Source organism: Vibrio hangzhouensis (genome assembly GCF_900107935.1).
GTDB lineage: Bacteria > Pseudomonadota > Gammaproteobacteria > Enterobacterales > Vibrionaceae > Vibrio > Vibrio hangzhouensis.
This window is the reverse complement of record NZ_FNVG01000007.1, coordinates 47,514-67,415: the sequence shown is the minus strand read 5'-3', so window position 1 is coordinate 67,415 and position 19,902 is coordinate 47,514. Positions and strand designations below refer to the sequence as shown.

At 45.4% G+C, this 19,902-nt stretch carries 22 protein-coding genes; 6 read left to right on the top strand and 16 right to left on the bottom strand.

The features are described 5' to 3' along the window. Positions 1 to 28: 28 nt before the first annotated feature. The gene (locus tag C4S60_RS09115; protein WP_160111351.1) at positions 29 to 679 is read right to left on the bottom strand and encodes a PilZ domain-containing protein; all 651 of its coding nucleotides are present in this window, start codon (positions 677 to 679) and stop codon (positions 29 to 31) included. Between the two features lie 370 nt (positions 680 to 1,049). Here C4S60_RS09115 and C4S60_RS09110 point away from each other — a divergent pair, with 370 nt between their 5' ends. Further along, positions 1,050 to 1,901 (top strand): GGDEF domain-containing protein, encoded by an 852-nt coding sequence (locus C4S60_RS09110; RefSeq protein WP_103880033.1) that lies wholly within the window; start codon positions 1,050 to 1,052, stop codon positions 1,899 to 1,901. A 54-nt stretch (positions 1,902 to 1,955) separates the two neighbouring features. Here the strand turns inward: C4S60_RS09110 and arsB are convergent, their stop codons facing one another. From arsB to C4S60_RS09080, 6 genes are all read right to left on the bottom strand, one after another. Then, positions 1,956 to 3,005 carry an ACR3 family arsenite efflux transporter gene (gene arsB / locus C4S60_RS09105; RefSeq protein WP_103880032.1) on the bottom strand — a complete coding sequence of 350 codons (1,050 nt, stop codon included), beginning with the start codon at positions 3,003 to 3,005 and terminating at the stop codon, positions 1,956 to 1,958. A gap of 98 nt (positions 3,006 to 3,103) precedes the next feature. Continuing rightward, positions 3,104 to 3,442 carry an ArsR/SmtB family transcription factor gene (locus C4S60_RS09100; RefSeq protein WP_425275113.1) on the bottom strand — a complete coding sequence of 113 codons (339 nt, stop codon included), beginning with the start codon at positions 3,440 to 3,442 and terminating at the stop codon, positions 3,104 to 3,106. 96 nt (positions 3,443 to 3,538) lie between these two features. Beyond that, entirely contained in the window at positions 3,539 to 4,759 is a 1,221-nt protein-coding gene (arsJ, locus tag C4S60_RS09095) for an organoarsenical effux MFS transporter ArsJ (protein ID WP_103880031.1), read from the bottom strand. 70 nt (positions 4,760 to 4,829) lie between these two features. Further along, positions 4,830 to 5,324: a cyclin-dependent kinase inhibitor 3 family protein gene (locus C4S60_RS09090; RefSeq protein ID WP_103880030.1), complete on the bottom strand. Its 495-nt coding sequence runs from the start codon at positions 5,322 to 5,324 to the stop codon at positions 4,830 to 4,832. Positions 5,325 to 5,326: 2 nt separating this feature from the next. After that, positions 5,327 to 6,331, bottom strand: a complete 1,005-nt coding sequence (locus C4S60_RS09085) for an ArsJ-associated glyceraldehyde-3-phosphate dehydrogenase (RefSeq protein WP_103880029.1) — start codon at positions 6,329 to 6,331, stop codon at positions 5,327 to 5,329. 47 nt (positions 6,332 to 6,378) lie between these two features. Then, complete coding sequence (locus C4S60_RS09080) at positions 6,379 to 6,708, bottom strand: metalloregulator ArsR/SmtB family transcription factor (RefSeq protein ID WP_103880028.1); 330 nt, start codon at positions 6,706 to 6,708, stop codon at positions 6,379 to 6,381. 202 nt (positions 6,709 to 6,910) lie between these two features. Here C4S60_RS09080 and C4S60_RS09075 point away from each other — a divergent pair, with 202 nt between their 5' ends. Beyond that, the gene (locus tag C4S60_RS09075) at positions 6,911 to 7,660 is read left to right on the top strand and encodes a metalloregulator ArsR/SmtB family transcription factor (protein WP_103880027.1); all 750 of its coding nucleotides are present in this window, start codon (positions 6,911 to 6,913) and stop codon (positions 7,658 to 7,660) included. Here C4S60_RS09075 and C4S60_RS09070 read toward each other — a convergent pair. Next, complete coding sequence (locus tag C4S60_RS09070) at positions 7,657 to 7,881, bottom strand: HAD family hydrolase (RefSeq protein ID WP_146060856.1); 225 nt, start codon at positions 7,879 to 7,881, stop codon at positions 7,657 to 7,659. The two genes, C4S60_RS09075 and C4S60_RS09070, sit on opposite strands and share 4 nt — an antisense overlap. A gap of 771 nt (positions 7,882 to 8,652) precedes the next feature. Between C4S60_RS09070 and pykF the strand changes: the two genes are divergently transcribed. Both pykF and C4S60_RS09060 read left to right on the top strand, forming a co-directional pair. Further along, a complete protein-coding gene (pykF, locus tag C4S60_RS09065) occupies positions 8,653 to 10,065 on the top strand; it encodes a pyruvate kinase PykF (RefSeq protein ID WP_103880025.1) in 1,413 nt (470 codons plus the stop codon). A gap of 154 nt (positions 10,066 to 10,219) precedes the next feature. Further along, positions 10,220 to 10,903, top strand: a complete 684-nt coding sequence (locus tag C4S60_RS09060) for a GntR family transcriptional regulator (protein WP_208623257.1) — start codon at positions 10,220 to 10,222, stop codon at positions 10,901 to 10,903. Positions 10,904 to 11,386: 483 nt separating this feature from the next. On the opposite strand, the gene sspB is transcribed toward C4S60_RS09060, so the two are convergent. From sspB to zapE, 8 genes are all read right to left on the bottom strand, one after another. Further along, positions 11,387 to 11,872 carry a ClpXP protease specificity-enhancing factor gene (gene sspB / locus C4S60_RS09055; protein ID WP_103880023.1) on the bottom strand — a complete coding sequence of 162 codons (486 nt, stop codon included), beginning with the start codon at positions 11,870 to 11,872 and terminating at the stop codon, positions 11,387 to 11,389. A gap of 6 nt (positions 11,873 to 11,878) precedes the next feature. Beyond that, a complete protein-coding gene (gene sspA, locus C4S60_RS09050; protein ID WP_103880137.1) occupies positions 11,879 to 12,514 on the bottom strand; it encodes a stringent starvation protein SspA in 636 nt (211 codons plus the stop codon). Between the two features lie 87 nt (positions 12,515 to 12,601). Further along, the gene (locus tag C4S60_RS09045; RefSeq protein WP_103880022.1) at positions 12,602 to 13,339 is read right to left on the bottom strand and encodes a cytochrome c1; all 738 of its coding nucleotides are present in this window, start codon (positions 13,337 to 13,339) and stop codon (positions 12,602 to 12,604) included. Next, entirely contained in the window at positions 13,336 to 14,601 is a 1,266-nt protein-coding gene (locus C4S60_RS09040) for a cytochrome b (RefSeq protein WP_042501117.1), read from the bottom strand. Before C4S60_RS09040 ends, C4S60_RS09045 begins: the two co-directional genes overlap by 4 nt. Next, positions 14,601 to 15,191, bottom strand: a complete 591-nt coding sequence (gene petA, locus C4S60_RS09035) for a ubiquinol-cytochrome c reductase iron-sulfur subunit (RefSeq protein ID WP_103880021.1) — start codon at positions 15,189 to 15,191, stop codon at positions 14,601 to 14,603. The genes C4S60_RS09040 and petA overlap by 1 nt, the downstream gene beginning before the upstream one ends. Positions 15,192 to 15,653: 462 nt before the next feature. After that, on the bottom strand, positions 15,654 to 16,046 hold the full coding sequence (gene rpsI, locus C4S60_RS09030) for a 30S ribosomal protein S9 (RefSeq protein WP_103880020.1): 393 nt from the start codon (positions 16,044 to 16,046) through the stop codon (positions 15,654 to 15,656). Between the two features lie 15 nt (positions 16,047 to 16,061). Then, a complete protein-coding gene (gene rplM / locus C4S60_RS09025) occupies positions 16,062 to 16,490 on the bottom strand; it encodes a 50S ribosomal protein L13 (protein WP_006075739.1) in 429 nt (142 codons plus the stop codon). Between the two features lie 202 nt (positions 16,491 to 16,692). Further along, positions 16,693 to 17,796 (bottom strand): cell division protein ZapE, encoded by a 1,104-nt coding sequence (zapE, locus tag C4S60_RS09015; protein WP_103880019.1) that lies wholly within the window; start codon positions 17,794 to 17,796, stop codon positions 16,693 to 16,695. Positions 17,797 to 17,937: 141 nt separating this feature from the next. Between zapE and zapG the strand changes: the two genes are divergently transcribed. Then, complete coding sequence (gene zapG, locus C4S60_RS09010; RefSeq protein WP_103880018.1) at positions 17,938 to 18,396, top strand: Z-ring associated protein ZapG; 459 nt, start codon at positions 17,938 to 17,940, stop codon at positions 18,394 to 18,396. Positions 18,397 to 18,514: 118 nt separating this feature from the next. Then, positions 18,515 to 19,882, top strand: coding sequence for a Do family serine endopeptidase (locus tag C4S60_RS09005; protein WP_103880017.1), 1,368 nt, complete (start codon positions 18,515 to 18,517; stop codon positions 19,880 to 19,882). Positions 19,883 to 19,902 lie beyond the last annotated feature (20 nt).

Below are 19,902 nucleotides of genomic sequence, written 5' to 3'. Positions count from 1 at the left end.
TTAGCCAAAAAGTGAGCACTCACTTGCTTTAATGGACTAATTTTAGTGACCACTCTGCCAGCATCATCTTCAATGCGTTAGATAGCACCACATGACGGGTAAACCGGATACCAATCAACGTGCCTTTTTCATGTTTTTTCACACTGACCACTTCATATTGAATACCGATGGGTAAGAAACGATTCAATTCACATTCGATCCTCAAGGGCAGCCCTTTGATAAATTCATGCTCATCGGTGGTATAAATTCCGCAGCCAGAAACAGAGAAATCCCTCACTATACCTTCGATGACGTCGTCTCCAAATGAGACAGAACATGGCACGGAAATCTTGTATCTTGAATGCTCCCGAATAGGCTTCGAAATAAACTCTTCAGGCGGGGAGACATAGAGTTGATGAATTGGCGTGTCTGTTAGAGCGACAAAATGAGATCGGAATGCAACAACATGACCAAAACTGCTGTCCGTTAATCCCCTGACGATGATCTCATTCTGCCCCAGGGCTTCAAGTGTTTCCTTTTCGATGTCCGAAACATCCAGAACAATAAATTCACTGGGCTTAAACCCGATCAGAGAGGTTGGTATCCCTTTAACCTGTTCATCCTCTGCCAGTGACAAACTGAGCTTCATGCCTGGCTTTAAAAAACGATAACAAGCCTCTTGTTTCTGTCCCGGTTTCATCGACTGCATTCCTTTGTTTTACCGAAGGTAAATTACACCTGATTTGTCGTCTCCATGCAATTACCACCCACACTTTGTCATTAAACTCATTACAGATAATGCTAAAAGTGGGATCTAAAAAAGCTTCATAGCTCATTAAAGGAACAAAAATTGCGCCCTCTTCGCTAAACTACGTTCATTTTCGTTCTCTATTTTTTCAATACGTCTCAGAATTGAGAAGTAAGTCATTCTTTTTTGCCCATAATTCACAGAATGATAAGCATCACGGTTCTTATTAATCAGCTATGATAGAAACAGCAGCCAAACGATAACAACACCCACCGTTTTTCAGCCAGCAGAAAATCGGGCTTACTCAGAGTGAGATTTGGCAGTGACAGATTTGACGTATCATCAGGCGAACCAGTTGTTTCGTCACTTTCCTGGTTTTCTTTCTATTAGAAATGCGCAGCACGAGTACTTGTACATCAATGACAAATTCACCGCATGGCTGAGACAGTATACTGATATTAATCCCATTGGCATGAGCACGGACCAACTGGTTCAGAAAGTTCCTGAAAACGTCGGTAGCATGCTTAAAGAGTGTTACGACGTCGACCTGCAACAACTTAATTCGGGACAGTGCGTACCTAAGATCATCAAGTTTCGTCATCTTCATCGCACCTACTACTACAATGTTTTGAAATTCAGGGTTGAAATTGATGATGAGACGTTTATCTATACCACCAGCTTTGATGTCTCTGAGCTGCATCAGGAAGCCAAGTTTTTTGAGAAAAAAGCCTACACCGATCCTTTGACCAAACTGCATAATCTGGCGTACTTGAGCTCGGTTCAATGGAATCAGGGGTTTTGTGTGGTGATCGATCTGGATAATTTTAAACAGATTAACGACAATCGAGGTCACAGTGAAGGTGACATGGTGTTATTGCGCTTTGCTCGCTGTCTAAAGCAAAGTTTCGGTGATAACGATATTTTGGTTCGCTACGGCGGTGACGAATTTGTGGTGTTAACTCACCATAGTGATGAATCACAGCTTCAAGATGCGCTGACAAAACTCAAAGTCTTATTTACCCGTAATTTTCAAACCTACCCCACTCTCTGTCATAGCATTGGCTACTGCGAGTTTCAGGCCAGTCTGCGCCACACTTTGAAAAAAGCGGATCTACAAATGTACCAGAACAAGCATGATAAACGCGCCGTTAAATTGAAAACGCTGCAGGACTGATCCCCTGAATCAACATCAAAAAGCGGAGCGCTTAAACTCCGCGATCCAGCCACATCAGTACCGTGATTTCATCTTTAACGTAAAGTTCACCAAAGCGATGAGCACCGGAACCTCGATAAGAGGCCCTATAACACCAGCAAAAGCCTCCGGAGAATTCAAGCCAAACACGGCTATAGCTACGGCGATAGCCAGTTCGAAATTATTCCCAGTGGCGGTGTAGGCAATTGACGCATTTTTATCAAAAGGGACGCCCATTTTTCTGGCAATGTAAAAGCTCACGAAAAACATGCTGACAAAATAGATCGTTAGCGGGATCGCCACGCGTACAACCTGCATGGGCAATTCAACGATCATTTCACCTTTAAGACTGAACATCAGTACAATAGTGGCAAGCAGTGCTATTAATGTCATCGGCGAAACCGCAGGGATGAATTGCTCGCTGTACCACTGTTCGCCTTTCCTCGCGACCAGGATTTTGCGACTCAGAAAGCCTGCCAGGAAGGGAATACCAAGATAGATCATCACACTCTCAGCGATCTCTCCCATTGAGATGTCGACGACTTGTCCCTGGAATCCAAGCTTGGGCGGCAGTACTGTAATAAACAGCCACGCGAAAAAGCTGTAGGTTACGATTTGGAACACGCTATTGAGCGCAACCAACGCCGCGCCATACTCTTTATTACCACCACCAATGTCATTCCATACCAGCACCATCGCGATACAGCGTGCAAGACCGATTAAGATCACCCCTGTCATCAGGCCTGGCTCGTCACCAAGGAAAGTCAGTGCCAACACAAACATCAGAACTGGGCCAACCAACCAGTTCATGATCAGCGATAAGGTGACGGCTTTTTTATCTTGAAGCACCTTACCCATTAGCCCGTAATTCACCTTTGCCAGCGGTGGGTACATCATTAAAATAAGACCAATAGCCAACGGAATATTGGTACTACCTACGGTCATAGCGTCATTTAGGCTCTCAATCTGGCTTGGAAAAGTGACACCTAATACGACACCAATTCCCATGGCTAAAAAGATCCATAAAGTAAGAAATCTATCTAAGAAGCCGAGTTTATTCTGTTGCTCGATGGCTAACTCTGACATGTTATGCTCCAGCATCGTTAATCGTCGAGTAACGATAATTAAGTGGTAAGAAAAGCCGGCTTAGCCGACTTCCGATGAAAATTGGCCGATAAATTAACTCAATCGAATGTGCTCTGGATCTGTGCCGAGAAATCACTGATCGCCTCCCTTTGGATTCGATAACACACCTTCGGTGGCATTGCTTCCGCGCTGATAAATCCAGCCACCTTCAAAATACGTAGGTGTTCCGACACGGTAGATTGAGCGAGACCTAATTGTGAAACAAGATCGCTGTTCAGGCAGCCGCCTGCACGTTCGAGATCAGACAATATCCTTAGTATTCGAATACGCGCCGGGTGTGACAAAGCCTTAGCTCGTGCGGCAAGCATTTTCTCATGAGCCAACTGCTGTTCAGGTGCCTCAAACAGGTCGGCGTTATCAACACTACAATTCGTCACAAGCTATCCTTTATCGTATTTTGACGATTAATGTACGTCTGAACCCAAAAAGAATCAATCGTCTTTTGACGATTAACTCTTCCCTTTGACCATTAGTTACTCGGCGACAGCTTTCGGCGCACCCGGTAGGCGAATAGAAATGATGGTCGTGAGTACCAAAAAGGCGAACGATACCCACATGCAAGCGGCTAAGCCAGCCACTTGGAAAACCCACCCAGAGAGTACGGTACCAATTAAACGCCCCATCGCATTGGCCATATAGTAAAAACCAACATCCATAGACACTCCATCACCTTTGGCATAACTGACAATCAGATAACTGTGCAAAGATGAGTTGACCGCAAAGATAGCACCAAAAATCAGTAACCCAACGACGATCACCCCTTGTGGATACCACTGCATCTGTACACTATAAGCGATAACCCCCGTGACAACTGCCAATGCCAGTGCCCACCACATCGCCGCGCTACCATCTGGGACTTTCCCTTGCGCTTTGCCTGTAATCTTGGGTGCGACACCCTGTACAAATCCGTAGGCGATCACCCAGAGTGCCAGAAACCCTCCGACTAACGTATGATCCCAGCCAAATACCGTTCCAAGATAAATCGGTAGTGCCACCACAAACCACACATCACGAGCGCCAAACAAGAACATACGTGCCGCGGATAGAATGTTAATGCTCTCTGATTTCGAAAAGATATGCCTGAACTTGGGTTTTGCTTTCGCTTTCCCCATATCACTTTCCAGGCTTAGCAAACTGCCAATAAATACCAGTGTCAGCACGGCCGCCATGGCCGCAACGGCATACTGAAAACCCAAAATTGACAACAGCAGACCACCAATGAAGAATCCAGCCCCTTTTAGCGCGTTCTTGGAGCCAGTGAGAATAGCAACCCACTTATAAAGCGCCCCTTGCTGCTCATTCGGGACCAAAGTTTTAATGGCACTTTTTGCGCTCATTTTGTTCAAATCTTTGGCAATCCCCGATAGCGCCTGCGCCGCCATTACCCAAGGAATGGTCAACCACGCCGTGGGAACCGCAAGCATCAGCAAAGCAAAGATCTGCATGCCGAGTCCAATGTTCATCGTTCGGTTCAGCCCCAGACGAGCCCCTAACCAACCTCCTATCAGATTGGTCACCACTCCGAAAAACTCATAGAACAAAAACAGCGAAGCAATGGCCAGTGTACTGTAGCCGAGATCATGGAAATAGAGCACTACCAGCATGCGTAACGCACCATCTGTAATGGTGAAATTCCAGTAGTTAAAAGTAACCAGCATGTACTGGCGAACGCTTTTGCTCAGGTTAGACAACATAATTCTTCTGCCTAGAAACAAGATGAGTGTGTCAAAACAAAAGCCCTCTCAAGAGGGCTTTACCATGTGATTAGAATGTAGCGGCTAGCTTCTCCACATAATCAATCTGTGGTTGTTTGGTGAAGGCTCCTGGACGAAGCGCCTGAACTTCACGTCGAATGGTTTCCAGATCCCAGCCTTTCTCCAGCAACAGGTTGGCCGCCAGGAGACCAGTACGACCGGATCCTCCCATGCAGTGCATGACGATCTTTTCCCCTGCGTTCACTGCCTGGTGCAGTTCTGGAGCAATCGTCTTCCAATCTGCGGCAAAATCCTCACCAGGAGCCTGATCATCTTCAATTGGCGTCTGGAACCATTTCATGCCTAATGCTTTTGCTTTCTGGCCCAGTTCAGATACACCTTTGGCGATCATTTCGTGCTCATCCAGAGCTGTAACAATAATGGTCACCCCTTGCTCTTTCAGTTGTGCCAATGACTCATCTAGTGAAGTGCCTTTCGTTCCAGGACAAGGCGTTAGCACTAGTGCAGCGTTATCTACATTAAGTTCCCATGTTGGATGCATCATTATTACCCCGCCAGACCGACTTTACGAACCAATTCAGCCGTGCGCGTTGCATAGCCCATTTCATTGTCATACCACGCATAGATTTTCACCATACGAGAGCCAACCACCATAGTAGATTGCGCATCCACAATCGTTGAACGCTGGTCACCTCGATAGTCAATCGAGACCAGTGGACGCTCTTCAAAACCAAGGATACCTTGCAGCTCACCTTCAGACGCTTCTTTCAGTAGTGCGTTGACTTCTTCTGCTGTCGTATCACGTTTAACGTCAAAGATAATGTCGGTCAGAGAAGCGTTAGCTAGAGGAACACGAACCGCGTGACCATTGATCTTGCCGTGCAGCTCTGGGAAGATCTCAACGATGGCTGTCGCACTACCTGTGGTTGTTGGAATAAGGCTCATACCACATGCGCGAGCACGGCGCAGATCTTTGTGCGGGGCATCCAGGATCGTTTGCGTGTTAGTCAGGTCATGAATGGTGGTAAACGATGATTGCTCGATGCCTAACTTCTCGTGAATAACCTTCACCACAGGCGCAATACAGTTAGTGGTGCACGATGCTGCTGTGACAATTCGGTGTGCTTCAGCATCAAAGATATTGTCGTTGACACCAACCACGATGTTGGCAATGCTTTCTTCTTTCACTGGCGCAGAAACTACGACGCGTTTAACGCCTTGCTCCAGGTATTTGTTTAGGAACTCGGATTTACGGTGCACACCCGTCGCTTCAATCACAACATCGCAGCCAGACCAGTCGATCGCGTCGATGTCACGCTCTTGCGTAGTTTTGACGCGCTTACCATCGATCACCAGTTCGTCACCTTCAACGGTTACTCCATGATGCCAGGTACCCTGTACTGAATCGAATTCTAGTAGGTGGCCCAATGTGGTTGCATCGCCAGCGACATCGTTGATCAATACAAATTCTAGCTCTTGCCAATCGAATGCCGCACGTAGTGCTAAACGACCAATTCGACCAAATCCGTTAATCCCGACTTTAATTGCCATAACTCAATCTCTTAATTGCTTAATATATTCGGTTGTGAACTCACGCCCTACACCTCTTTCGATGGCGACATCAGCTCGTTAAAGTTTAGTTGATAGGCGCTTTGCAAGCAGTTCGATTGCTCAAGCCCTTTCAGTGTTCGATATAACCAGCCAGGCAGTCCCTCTGCCAAGCGGTAAAAAACATGCTGCCCTTTGCGGGTGTCTTTGAGTACGCCAGCCTGTCTGAGCATCGCAAGGTGCCTCGACACCTTTGGCTGATTCTCGCCTAAAGCTACAACAAGGTCATTCACACAAACCGCCTCATTAGCAGATACCCACAACAAGGTTCGGATACGTGTTTCATCAGACATCAATTTGAAAAACTCATGTGGAAGCATATTTAAATACTCATATATGGATATGCGTATATATTAATCATCACATCATTATCGTCAAGGCACTTTCTCGTCTTGTCATAAAACTTTCACAATGAGCAGGCTTCAGGGCAGTCTGCCCTGCAATCAAAGCACTTTCTTTAAGACGCAATAACTTTCATAATACCCGCAGCCAACAATCACGATTCTTCAATCAGAGGAAGCCATGACTAAAAAGATTCTCTTTATTTGCCGAGGCAACTCAGCACGCTCACAACTGGCAGAAGCGATTGTTAATAGAGATTACCCTCATGTTTATCAGGCTTTCAGCGCCGGTAGCAAGCCTGGTCAGGTCGATATCAGAACCATAAATACCCTCGAACAAGCCGGTTATCAAACGAGGTCATTACGTTCAAAATCTATTGATGAGTTTCGCGATCAACAGTTTGATTACGTCATCACTCTATGCTCTTCGGCACAAAAAGAGTGTGGTGTGTTCGAGCATTCGCAAGAGAGTCTTTTTTGGGATCTTCCCTCACCAACGTCATTATCAGAAGAATCGTTTGAAGCCTCATTATACGATCTGCAAAAACGTATCGAATTGTTCGCAACGGTGCACAGTGAAAGCAGCGACCCTGAGTTTGACCCACTGATACTGCATAAATGCCTGAGTGATAAAACTCGGCTCATGATAACTTTAATGGTGTTTACCGAAGTCGAACTCAGTGTTGGCGAACTTTGCGATGCATTGCAGGAATCACAACCAAAAATATCCCGAGCTCTAGGTGTACTGCGTACATGTGGGATTGTCTCTGACCGTCGCAAGGGGCAATGGGCTTTTTATTCCATAGCCAGCAAAATGCCTCTTTGGGCCATTGATATTCTGGATGCGTCAGTAAAGAGCATGCGAGAGCCTATACTGGCGGCAAGCCAATTACTTAACCGTTCAGTGTATCGCCCCAATAAACACCTTTAAACAAAGGTCATGGTCTGTCGAAGATCGTCCACATAATGCAGGATTGAACTGGTGATATTGGCAGCCAGCGCAATGAACACAGTGTTTTCAAAATAGCCATCGAGTTTAGTTAACGGTAAAGTCACCGCCATTTTTTCATGTGGTGCATTCGAAGCGATACAAAATAAAGTTTGACGATTTACAAACTGTTCTAGCACTCCATAGATAGCATCGATAGGCACAAATTGCTCGACAAAAGGTACAACCAATGTTGGCCATAGGAAGGGAGTAGCTCAGACAGTCCGTCAAAAGTTCGCTCGCGCTGCACTCCCGGAAACTGATGCTTTACCTACTCAAAGATCACAAACGAATCAGAGTCAGTCACAACATCAAAGATGGCTTGTAACCACAACTTTTTACAATCTATTAGTGTTCCATCACAATCAAATGACCCACTTCACTCAACTCAAACTCATCGCTTGATTCACCGCCTGAATCACCCAAACCACCCGTTACCGAACAAAAAACCACCACATCAAGAACACAATACAACCAACCTTAGAAAACTCCAATCACTCAGCGCGCTATACAATACGAACTTCAATTTTGAAAAAAAGTTACCAAATGGTGCCCCTTCTTCCAGATTATTTATTTTGATCCAAAAATTAAATACTAAGCGCCGAAACCTTGCTCTAAAACAAGTTATACGCAGTGAAATCTGATCAATTCGGTGGTAGAATTCGAGCCCGAAAAGAAAATTAATTACAGAATTAGCGGTTATTTTTTTGCAATCTTACTGAAATATGGTGGATTAGCTCAAAAAAAGTGACCAAGAAAGCCTCACAGTTGGTCATAAAATGACTAAACTAGTTGAAAGACTTTCACTTCCAGAAGAAGCGTTACCTGACACACTTTGATAGCTCATGTGAATTATTAATGGGCATCCCTAGCCTTCTGGAAAGACTAATACTAACTTTCAAATTGCAATAATTATTACCCGGAGAGTATCTTCCATGAAAAAGACCAAAATCGTATGTACGATTGGCCCTAAAACTGAATCAGTAGAGAAGCTAACTGAACTAGTAAACGCTGGCATGAACGTTATGCGTCTTAACTTCTCTCACGGTGACTACGAAGAGCACGGCACGCGTATTGCTAACTTCCGTCAAGTAATGGAAGCAACTGGTAAGCAGCTAGCGATTCTTCTAGACACTAAAGGTCCAGAAATCCGTACTATCAAACTAGAAGGCGGCAACGACGTTGATCTAGTAGCTGGTCAAGAATTTACATTCACTACAGACATCTCTGTTGTTGGTAACAAAGAGACTGTAGCGGTAACTTACGCTGGTTTTGCTAAAGACCTTTCTGCAGGTAACACTATCCTGGTAGACGACGGTCTAATCGAGATGGAAGTAATCTCAACTACTGACACAGAAGTTAAGTGTAAAGTTCTTAACAACGGCGCACTTGGCGAAAACAAAGGTGTTAACCTTCCAGGCGTTTCTGTTCAACTTCCTGCGCTATCTGAAAAAGATAAGAACGACCTGAAATTTGGTTGTGAGCAAGGCGTTGACTTCGTTGCTGCTTCTTTCATCCGTAAAGCAGCTGACGTAAAAGAAATCCGTGACGTACTTAACGCAAACGGCGGCGAGAACATCCACATCATCTCTAAGATCGAAAACCAAGAAGGTGTTGACAACTTCGACGAGATCCTAGAGCTATCTGACGGCATCATGGTTGCACGTGGTGACCTAGGTGTTGAAATCCCAGCAGAAGAAGTAATCTTCGCTCAGAAGATGATGATCGAGAAGTGTAACCGTGCTCGTAAGATGGTTATCACGGCAACTCAGATGCTTGACTCTATGATCAGCAACCCTCGTCCAACTCGTGCAGAAGCGGGCGACGTAGCGAACGCTGTAATGGACGGTACTGACGCAGTAATGCTTTCTGGTGAAACTGCGAAAGGTAAATACCCAGTAGAAGCTGTGACTATCATGGCTCAAATCTGTTCACGTACTGACGGCGCGCTAAAAGCTGAACTAGGCTCTCGTCTGGACAGCCCTCGTCTACGTATTACTGAAGCGGTATGTAAAGGTGCGGTAGACACAGCTGAGAAACTAGCTGCTCCACTTATCGTTGTGGCGACTGAAGCTGGTAAATCTGCTCGTTCTGTACGTAAGTACTTCCCAACGGCAAACATCATCGCTGTAACAACTAACACTAAGACTGCAGCTCAGCTAGTTCTTACTAAAGGTGTTACACCAGTTGTTGTTGATTCAATCGACAGCACTGACGCATTCTACGTAGCTGGTAAAGAGATTGCTCTTGAAACTGGTCTAGGTAAGAAAGGCGACATCGTAGTGATGGTTTCTGGCGCATTGGTTGCTTCAGGTACAACTAACACTGCATCTGTACACGTACTATAATTCTTACGTCAGATACAGAAAATCTATAAAAAGAGGGCTTTAGCCCTCTTTTTTTTATAATTATCTTGCCCAAGTTTTCTACACACGGTACCATTTTCACAATTTACAATACGTCATACTGCGAATTGTGTTTTAGGTTATTTTGTTGTGAGTAATGAGGTGCATCGTGTCTAGCCCAACTTTGACGGATAAAGTCGCAAAACTGCTCTGTCAGGATATTCTTTCCGGTACGCTGAAGCCTAACCAAAAGTTGGTGGTCGCTGAACTGAAAGAAAAGTATAACGTGGGGGCTTCCCCAATCCGAGAGGCTCTGATTCAGTTGTCATGGATTAAGTACGTTAAGCTTGAACCACAGAAAGGCTGCTGGGTCGCGCCTATATCTAAAGTTGAACTTTACGACTTGTATGAAAGCCTAAAAGTAGTGTCTTCGGTTTTGCTTGAGAAGTCGATTAAACAAGGTTCTGAAAGTTGGGAACTTGAGATCCTAACCGAATTTCATAAACTTTCTCGATTTAAGTTTCAGGGAGACAGCTTTAACTGGCAAGAGTGGGAAGAAAGACAGGAAGCATTTTACACTTCGCTGCTCAGTGGATGCTTTTCGAAGAACATGCTTGAGTTTTTCAACGACATCATCCGACAAGTCAAACGCTATCGTCGCGTCTCACTAAGCCGCTCTCCAAAAGACTTTTCTCAATTATTCAATCTAGATGCTCATGAAAAAATCATGAAGCTAACCTTGGATAAGGATTACGAAGGTGCTAAACGGCAGTTGGCCGCTCACCTTAATCACATGATGAAAGAGATTGAGTCGACCGTTGATGAAATCGAGATGACATAAAAAAATCGGGGCTAGCCCCGATTTTTACCATCCAAAAAACTCTTTGTGGTGGGTGTTTAGCAGTAACACCATAGGCAAAAAGTATAATGCGCTTAGCTTGATGCCTAAAACTACAAGAGTACCGATAGTAAGTCTTACCAAAAAGTGATTATACATAACGAACCTCTACCACCCAACTACTTGACATCCTTGTAAAAACTGTCAAAAACCGAACAAATTCCACTCTCGAAATAGGGGTAAGCGTTTGTAAAAAAGTGTGACCATCATTCAAGAACTGGTAGTTTACTGATTAATCAACTTAGGTCAAGTTTTAACCAGCATTAGACTAAAGTCTAATACAGTAGCACGATTTTTTCACGTCGCAGGAGTTAGACAAAGCGGTACCATTTCACTATTGCTGCGAGAAAGCGCAGTGTTAGACAATTTGATAAAAACAAAAAAAGCTGCAGAAACTGCAGCTTTTAAGTGGTATTTAGTCAGACGCTATTTCACAACCCTTAGGCTAGGTCTTCCCTTAGGTTTAGGCGGTTCGTCGTCACCATCCTGCTCTTCGTTAAGCTCGGGTTGCTCCGACTCAGAAGCAACCGATAAACCCTTAGGCAGAGAAGGTTCCGTCAGTTCTTCTTCCTCAATAGAAAGATATGCATCTTCAGGCTCAAACATAGTTCCAGCACCATTCTCTCGCGCATAAATCGCTTGAACGGAATACAAAGGAACGATCACAGAGTGAGGTCGACCACCAAAACGAGCGTGGAACGTGATAGCTTCATTGCCCAACTCAAGCTGTCCTACAGCTCTGGGGGCGATGTTCAGAATGATCTGTCCGTCTTGAATAAACTCCTGAGGGACACGAACACCTGGAAGCATAGCGTCAACTACAATGTGTGGTGTTAAGTCATTTTCCACCAGCCAGTCGTAAAATGCACGTAGCATATACGGTCGGCGAGGGGTCATTTTTTCAATATCCATGGTCTCTTAACGAACCAAACGCATCTCACGTTCTGCTTCAGTTAGTGAAGCCAGGAATGAATCACGTTCAAATACACGGTTCATATAAACTTTGATTTCTTTTGAACCAGGACCGACCAACTCGATTCCCATCTCTGGCAGACGCCATAATAGTGGAGCCAGGTAGCAGTCAATCAGGCTGAATTCTTCACTCATGAAGTACTCGTACTCAGCAAAGATAGGTGCCAGCGTCAAAAGATCATTGCGCAGTTTGTTACGTGCAGCATCCGCCTCTTCCGCAGAGCCTTTCATTACTTTCTCAGCCAATGAATACCAGTTACGCTCAATGCGGTAGATCATCAAACGACTATTACCACGAGCAACTGGATAAACAGGCATGAGTGGTGGATGAGGGAAACGCTCATCCAGATATTCCATAATGATCTTTGAGTCGTAAAGGGCTAGCTCACGATCAACCAAAGTTGGAACTGTCTTATATGGGTTTAGCTCAGCAAGCTCAGCTGGGATGTTCATTTCATCCACTAACTCAACTTCAACACTAACGCCTTTTTCCGCTAGAACGATTCGAACCTGGTGGCTATATAAATCAGTAGCACTGGAAAAAAGAGTCATCACAGAACGTTTATTGGCAGCTACAGCCATGGAGCCCTCCGGGATACTTACAAAAAACAATGGAGGCATCGCCTCCATTGTGAACAAATTTGGAATTAGCGCGAAATTATAGCACAATTAGTGAACATCACGCCAATACTCTTTCTTAAGCAATACAACGACAATCGTGAAGATCACAAGGAATGCCATCACCCACCAACCAAGCGCATGGCGCTCAAGCTTAACCGGGTCACCGGAGTATTCCAGGAAGTTCACCAAATCACGAACCGCGTCATCGTATTCACTAGGGCTAAGTTCACCACGACCATTGGCTTCAGTACCAACAATCACCTGAACTTCTTCACCATCAACCACTTTGGTTTCGAAGATCGGCGTTGGAATACCTTGTAGCTCTTCAAGAACATGAGGCATACCAACATTTGGGAATGTGGTGTTGTTGACGCCAAACGGACGACTTGGATCGACGTAGAACGTGCGTAGATAAGTATATAACCAGTCCACACCACGAACACGAGCAACCAGGGTAAGATCCGGTGGCGCAGCACCAAACCAAGCCGCAGCTTGTTTCTGAGGCATAGCGTTAACCATCAGGTCACCGATCTTTGCTTCTGGATCGAAAACTAGGTTTTCTTTGGCCAGATCGACTGGGATACCCAAGTCAGTCGCGACACGCTCATAGCGCTGATACTGCGTCGAGTGACATGCAAAGCAGTAGTTCATAAACAGCTTAGCACCGTTTTGAAGCGACGCTTTGTCCGTCAAATCATTGTTTGCTTTATCAAGATTTACATTACCACCAGCCGCTAGTGCTAGAGATGGCAGCAATGCGAAAAGTACTACAATCCACTTTTTCATTTGAATGTCACCCTCTCTGGCAATGGCTTGGTGTTTTCATTCTTACTGTAGAAGAACAGCAGAACGAAGAACATGAAGTAACCTAAACTGAAGATCTGAGCCAGTAGCGTATACGTTGGCGTCGCTGGTAGCGCACCAAGAATCCCCAAAGCAATAAAGCTAATGGTGAACTGGATGATGTTGATTAGGTGAATCTTACTTCTGTAGCGATAAGAGCGAACTTTACAACGGTCGAACCAAGGAAGCAGGAACAGGAATACAATCGATAGTCCCATTGCAACAACACCTAGTAGCTTGTCTGGTACCGCACGCAAAATCGCGTAAAACGGAGTGAAGTACCATACTGGAGCAATGTGCTCAGGTGTCTTCAGCGGGTTCGCTGCTTCAAAGTTAGGTGGCTCAAGGAAGTAACCGCCCATCTCCGGGTTAAAGAACAACACGTAACAGAACAGGAAGAAGAAGCCTGCTACACCAACCAAGTCTTTTACCGTACCGTAAGGGTGGAAAGGAATCGAATCGATGATGTCGTATTTCTTGCTGTAGTAATCGTGGAACTTGAATTGCGTTTTGTAGTCGTCGCCCATGCTGCCTTTCGGAAGCTTAGTCTCGATACCATCTGGGTTGTTTGAACCGACTTCATGTAGAGCGAGTACGTGCAGCACAACCAACAATAGCAGTACGATTGGCAATGCAATCACGTGTAGTGCGAAGAAGCGGTTTAACGTTGCACCTGAGATGATGTAATCACCACGGATCCATAGGGTCAGGTCATCGCCTATAACTGGAATAGCACCAAATAGCGAGATGATTACCTGCGCTCCCCAGTAAGACATTTGCCCCCAAGGAAGTAGGTAACCCATAAAGGCTTCGGCCATCAACACGAGGAAGATAAGCATGCCGAATACCCATAGCAACTCACGCGGCTTTTGATATGAGCCGTAGATAAGACCACGGAACATATGCAGGTAAACAACAACAAAGAAGGCAGAGGCACCTGTTGAGTGCATATAGCGAAGTAGCCAGCCGTATTCCACATCACGCATGATGTATTCAACAGAGGCAAACGCACCTTCACCAGAAGGTACATAATTCATTGTTAGCCAGATGCCCGTTAGGATCTGGTTAACCAAAACCAGCATGGCGAGTGAACCAAACAAGTACCAAAAGTTAAAGTTTTTTGGCATTGGGTATTCGGACAGATGCTTTTTATAAGCATTCATCGCTGGTAGACGTTTTTCTACCCAATCAAGTAACGCTTGCATTATGCATCCCCCTCATCAACACCAATAAGGATTTTGGTATCACTCAAGTACATGTGCTTCGGAATGACCAGGTTGAGTGGCGCGGGTACGTTTTGGAAAACTCGGCCGGCCATATCAAACTTCGAACCATGACATGGGCAGAAGAAACCAGACTTCACACCTTGAACTTGTTCACTAAAAGAATCAGGAAGATAGGTAGGTGAACACCCTAGGTGAGTACAGAAACCGACAGCAACAAAATACTCAGGTTTAATTGAGCGGTAAATATTTTGTGCGTAGTCTGGTTGCTGCTCTTCAGCAGATTCAGGATCACGTAATTGTCCGGCCAGATTGGCCAGATTGTCCAAAACAGACTGGGCTCGTCTGACGATCCAAACGGGTTTTCCTTGCCATTCGACACGGACCATTTGACCTTCTTCGAGCTTACTGACATCCACCTCTACAGGGGCACCAGCAGCTTTAGCTTTGGCACTTGGGTTCCAAGATTTGATAAAAGGAACGGCGACTGCAGCTGCTCCCAAACCACCGACAACCGCAGTTGTAGCAGTAAGGAAACGCCTGCGACCGTTATTTAAAGGCGCATTGCTCATCCAACATTTCTCCCATTTGCTCCTTTGGGTCAACACTGAGCGAATCCAAGTTGCTCTTTCAGTTTAAATAACCGTATGGGGAACCATTCCTTGGGTTATTTTCCTTGAATTGAACGAGCCAAGTTTAGTTGAATAGTTTGGCTACTTGAGTCTGCTCAGACATCGATTCCGACCAGCAGAGCATGGCTAACAAAATACGAATTTTAGTTGTATTTATTTGATAGCAAATGATAAAGAAAACCCTACTTTTTGACAAGATAAAGCTACCTTTTCGTAACATCTATAGCGGTAAATCGCTTGCTAGTTCACAAAAGGGACGAAAAGCAAAGTCTAATATGAGGAGTTGAACAATTTTGAAGGGTTAGTAATCGACAAAAAACAAAAAAGCCCAGCCGATTGGCTGAGCTTTTGAACCACATTCCAGTATAAAACTGGAAAGCATAATTTCCCGGTAAGGAGAAATTAACGCTTAGAGAACTGTGGACGACGACGTGCTTTACGTAGACCAACTTTCTTACGCTCAACGCAACGAGCGTCGCGAGTAACGTAGCCAGCTGCACGTAGAGCAGGACGTAGAGATTCATCGTATTCCATTAGCGCGCGAGTGATACCGTGACGGATAGCACCTGCTTGACCAGAAATACCGCCACCTTTAACAGTAACGAATAGGTCTAGCTTCTCAGTTAGTTCAGTTAGCTCTAGAGGCTGACGAACTACCATGCAAGAAGTTTCGCGACCGAAGTAAGTTTCTAGTTCACGCTTGTTAACTACGATGTTGCCAGTGCCTGGTTTGATGAAAACACGAGCAGCTGAGCTTTTGCGACGGCCAGTGCCGTAGTATTGATTCTCTGCCATTTTCGAAATCCCCGATTAGATGTCTAGTACTTGTGGTTGTTGAGCAACATGGTTGTGCTCAGCGCCAGCGTAAACTTTAAGCTTACGGTACATAGCACGGCCTAGAGGACCACGTGGTAGCATACCTTTAACCGCTAGCTCAAGAGCCATTTCAGGCTTACGATCAATCAGCTTTTCAAAAGTGATTGACTTTAGGCCACCTGGGAACTCAGAGTGACGGTAGTAAACTTTGTTTTTAGCCTTGTTACCAGTTACAGTAACTTTCTCCGCGTTTACAACGATGATGTAGTCACCAGTGTCAACGTGTGGAGTGTATTCAGCTTTATGTTTGCCACGTAGGCGAGATGCAATTTCACTTGCTAGACGACCAAGAGTTTTACCTTCAGCGTCTACAACGTACCAGTCGCGTTTTACAGTTTCTGGTTTAGCAACGAAAGTTTTCATGCTAATAATAACCCGTTAATTAAATTTACACTTAAGGAGCTTTCGCTCCCACTGTCTAAGAGCCCATACATCACCCCTTCGAGTGTTGAAACTCTCGGCTATTTGTTTCATAGAAACTAGCCTGCAGTAACGGTGGGTCGCAGGATTATAGAGAAGCTCGAGGAAAAAATCATCTATTTTTTGGACAAATTTACCAAAAACATCAAGGTAGATGCTCTGAAGCTAAATAGTCATGACTCTGCATCTCTGTCAGACGCGAAATACAGCGCTTAAACTCAAACTCCAACTGACCTTGTGTATAGATCTCTTCCAGTGCCACCTCTGCTGAAATGATCAACTTAACCCGTCGTTCATAAAACTCATCCACCAGCGCAATAAAGCGCCTTGCCGCGTCGTCGAGTTTCGCCCCCATCTGTTTAACATCCGCCAACAACACCGTGTGATATATCCTCGACATCTCAATATAATCATTCTGACTACGCATGGTCTGACACAACTGTTCGAAACTGGCAAACAACACATCGTCAGCAGACGCAATCACCTCGATATCACGGTGATTGATTTCGATAGATCGCTCCTGAACCCTGTCTTCAGTCACTAACTGGCTGAAATAGCGCTTCAAATTCTGCTGAGCAATATCATCTAACGGGAAATGGTAAATTTCAGCCTGCTCTAAGGTGCGCAAGCGATAGTCAATACCACTATCGACATTGAGTATCTGACAATTACTCTGAATCAATGCAATCGCCGGCATAAAACGGGCACGCTGTAGACCGTTGCGATACAAATCTTTTGGCGGAATGTTGGACGTCGCCACCAACACCACTCCTCGATGAAACAACGCCTGTAATAATGTGGCCAGAATCATAGCATCGGTGATATCGGACACGTAAAACTCATCAAAACAAATAATCTGTGCCTCGGAAGCAAACGTATCGGCGACATGCTCCAACGGGTCAGGCGTGTCACCGAGTCGCTTTAGTTCGTCATGGACACGGTACATAAAGCGGTGAAAGTGAACTCGCATTTTCTGCGTCGTGGGCAAACTGTCAAAAAACGCGTCCATCAGGTAGGTTTTACCTCGCCCGACACCTCCCCAAAAGTAGAGCCCCTGAGGTGGTATGGCCTCCTCGGGCTTCTTACCTAATAATTTTTGTATCATCGTTAACGGCGGGGCTTCAAAGTTCAGATAGTCCACAAACCGATGGTGTAACTCGTCAAGGGCTTCTACGGCCTTCCTTTGTGCGGGGTCACTTTGGAAACCATTTGTTTCAATATCATTATTGTATTTTTCTATGGGCGTCATGGATAACTCGCAACACTGATCCAACTGCCATTATTGGCGTATTTTTGCTTTATTGGCTTGAATTCTCATAGTAACATGGCTGAACGACGTGTGTAACCACATGGTAACGCGCATGTTAATAATCATTATAAAGGAGCTGTTATGCCTTGGATATATGCCATTGTCGGCTTGCTAGTTGGTGCTATTCTAGGAATTGTGATTTCCCGACTGACTACTCCACAATACAAGAAACAAAAGACTATCCAGAAAGACCTTGAATCGGCTAAATTTGCGCTGGAGCAGCAGCGTCAAGAGCTGTCAGATCATTTTGCACAAACAGCAGAGATGCTGGATATTCTGGGAAAAGACTACACTAAGCTTTATCAGCACATGGCAAAAACATCGAGCGAGTTACTGCCTAACCTGCCAGAGCAGGACAATCCATTTATCAAGAAAATCGCAGAGCACAATATCGAACAAGCTCAGGATGTGAATTCGGTAGAGCAACCACCAAAAGACTACGTCAATGGTGCAACGGGTCTGCTCCGGGAAGAAAAGAAAGAGGTCATTGAGGCTCCCGAAGCGGTTTCCCAAGAGCCTATTACCGCTAAAGCCTCGTAACACCACCTATCGAAAACGGCCAGCAAGTGAACGCATTGCTGGCCGTTTCAACATTTTATGTGAACTTTGTAGTATTTGTTGAGTCATAACCCTTACTGATCCATAGAGGAGTTTTATGATGAAAAAACCATTGCTTGCATTAACTGTTCTATCGTTAAGCTTGAGTTCAATCATCACCCCACTACCTGCAACCGCTGCCCTTCCCCTGTCCGTTAATGGCGAGCAGTTACCGAGCCTGGCCCCTATGCTAGAGAAGGTCACCCCTGCAGTAGTCAGCATTGCGGTAGAAGGTACTCAGGTTTCCCGTCAGCGCTTACCTGAGCAATTTCGTTTTTTCTTTGGTCCTGACTTTCCAACAGAGCAACTGCAAGAGAGACCTTTCCGCGGTTTAGGCTCTGGTGTGGTCATCAGTGCCGACAAAGGCTATATCGTGACTAACTATCATGTAATCAATGGTGCCGAAGAGATACGCATCAAATTACACGATGGTAGAGAGTTTGATGCTGAACTCGTGGGTGGTGACGAAATGTCTGACGTCGCACTGCTTAAAGTGGATGGCGTAAAGAACCTGACTGAAATTAAGGTGGCTGACTCCGACCAGTTGCGCGTCGGTGACTTTACTGTGGCTATTGGTAACCCATTTGGTTTAGGACAAACCGTTACATCGGGCATAGTGTCTGCACTTGGGCGCAGTGGACTGAACCTCGAAAACTTCGAAAACTTCATTCAGACCGATGCGGCAATCAACACTGGCAACTCGGGAGGTGCCCTGGTCAATCTGAACGGAGAGCTCATTGGTATTAACACCGCGATCCTGGGGCCTAATGGCGGTAACGTAGGCATCGGTTTTGCGATTCCATCAAACATGATGAAAAACCTGACCGAGCAAATTATCGAGTTTGGCGAAGTTAAACGGGGAATGCTTGGTGTCCAGGGAGGCGAAGTCACCTCTGAACTGGCGGAAGCCCTAGGCTATGACTCGAGTAAAGGCGCATTCGTTAGTCAGGTTATCCCTGATAGTGCAGCCGATAAGGCAGGACTCGAAGCCGGAGATATTATTGTCTCGGTAAACGGTAAGAAGATTTCCACCTTCAGTGAACTTCGTGCCAAAGTCGCCACTTTAGGAGCGGGTAAAACCATCACTCTGGGAGTCGTCCGGGATGGCAAAGAGAAGTCATTTGACGTCACCTTAACAGAAGCGGCCAAGACCATCACAAAAGCGGACAAACTGCATGAAGGCCTGACAGGGGCTGAATTCGCTAATACAGACAAGAGTGACCCGGTTGAAGGCGTCAAAGTGAAGTCGGTGGAAGAAGGCTCACCTGCCGCTCAATACCAATTAGAGCAGGGAGATATCATCATCGGTGTCAACCGTACACGTGTGAAAAATGTCGGTGAACTGCGCAAAATCCTGGAGAAAAAACCAGGAGTTCTGGCCCTCAATATTCAACGTGGTGACCGCAACATTTACTTAGTTGTGCGCTAGAAGCTCACAAAATAAGCAAA